Source organism: Arthrobacter sp. Marseille-P9274, assembly GCF_946892675.1.
In the GTDB taxonomy this organism is placed as follows: Bacteria; Actinomycetota; Actinomycetes; order Actinomycetales; family Micrococcaceae; genus Crystallibacter.
The window spans coordinates 1-1723 of sequence record NZ_CAMPOV010000013.1; the positions used below are offsets into that span (position 1 = coordinate 1).

2 pseudogenes are annotated in these 1723 nt (G+C 66.9%); one reads left to right on the plus strand and one right to left on the minus strand.

The features are described from left to right. Positions 1-274: 274 nt before the first annotated feature. A pseudogene (locus tag OC550_RS22245) lies at positions 275-418 on the plus strand (transposase); the annotation flags it as partial. Here the strand turns inward: OC550_RS22245 and OC550_RS22250 are convergent. Beyond that, positions 418-1443: pseudogene (locus OC550_RS22250) on the minus strand (IS110 family transposase); the annotation flags it as partial. The pseudogenes OC550_RS22245 and OC550_RS22250 sit on opposite strands and share 1 nt — an antisense overlap. Between the last annotated feature and the right edge of the window lie 280 nt (positions 1444-1723).

Sequence of the window (1723 nt, forward strand, 5' to 3'; positions counted from 1 at the left end):
CTCCCGCGCGTGTCCCGCCCGCGCCCCCCGTTACCTTTTTCGTAGCCCTCTCCTGTTGCAGGATGAGGGTGTGCTGGCCGGTCGGTCCCGGCATGGTTGTTGCCCCCAGTCGTTGAAATGATCCGGGGGTGTTGCCACCGGGACCGACCCGGCGGGAGCTGATCGCTGATAGAGGCACGACGACGGGTCCTTTGTAACGTGGATGCCGACGGCTACCGCCATTGACCAGCCTGCACATGCGTTCGGGTTACGGCTCTGGGGAAGGCGGTTCGCTTTGATACTGGATCAGCAGGACATCGACGTGTTCATCGGATTGGACGTGGGAAAGTCCGACCACCATGCCGTCGCACTCGACACCACGGGCAAGCGGCTCTATGACCGCACGCTGCCCAACGACGAGGCGAAGCTGAAGCAGATCCAGGCGGAAAGAAACAAGGCTCGTTTGAGTTTTTTGTTGCCGCGCCGGCTCGTGTGCTCGCCGCGGATCGAGGTTCCGGAGCGGCGGGTTACCGGCGCGATGCCGGCGTAGGAGGCCAGGTGTGCTGCGTCTTTGAAGTCTTTACCGACGACTTCGGTCAGGATGCGGGCGCAGGTCCTGACGCCGATGCCGGGCATCGAGGTCAGGACCTGGTGAAGAGGGTGGGCCTCCACGATGGCTTCGACCTGGGCCGCGACGTCATCGCGCTGGGTCCGCAGGGACAGCAGCTGCTCGGCCAGCCGGGGTATCACGATCCGGGCGGCGTCGGTGCCGGCGACGACCACGCTCTGCTCGGCGAGGGCGGCGAACACCGCGTCGGTGAGGCGTTCGGCAGCCCGTGGCGCGCGTTTCTTCAGCCGGGCGCGGACGTGGCCGCGGCCGGCTGTTTTCAGCGCTGCCGGCGTCGGATACCGGGTCAGCAGGTCCGCGACGGCAGGGTGGTCCAGGTGCGGGCCAAGGGCGCGTTCGAGGGCCGGATGGATCTGGGTCAGCAGTCCGCGGATCCGGTTGCTGGTCGCGGTGATCTGCGCGGCGAGGTCATCGTCGAAGCCGCAGAGCACCCCGAGTTCGGCGATCGCTTCGTCGCCGAGCGCGATCGAGCGCAGCGTATGCGGCATGGTCCGGGCTGCGTCGGCGATGATCGCGGCGTCCCGGGCATCCGTCTTGGCCTGACCCGGGTGCAGGTCCGCGATCCGGCGCATGGCCAGGCCCGGCAGATAGCCGACCGTCGCTCCCATCTCGCGGGCGACCGCGACGGGCAGCGCGCCGATCGTGGCCGGCTGGTCAACGACGAGCAGAATCCGGCCGTGGCCGCCCAGCTCTGTCAGGATCTGCTTCAGCTTCGCCTCGTCGTTGGGCAGCGTGCGGTCATAGAGCCGCTTGCCCGTGGTGTCGAGTGCGACGGCATGGTGGTCGGACTTTCCCACGTCCAATCCGATGAACACGTCGATGTCCTGCTGATCCAGTATCAAAGCGAACCGCCTTCCCCAGAGCCGTAACCCGAACGCATGTGCAGGCTGGTCAATGGCGGTAGCCGTCGGCATCCACGTTACAAAGGACCCGTCGTCGTGCCTCTATCAGCGATCAGCTCCCGCCGGGTCGGTCCCGGTGGCAACACCCCCGGATCATTTCAACGACTGGGGGCAACAACCATGCCGGGACCGACCGGCCAGCACACCCTCATCCTGCAACAGGAGAGGGCTACGAAAAAGGTAACGGGGGGCGCGGGCGGGACACGCGCGGGAG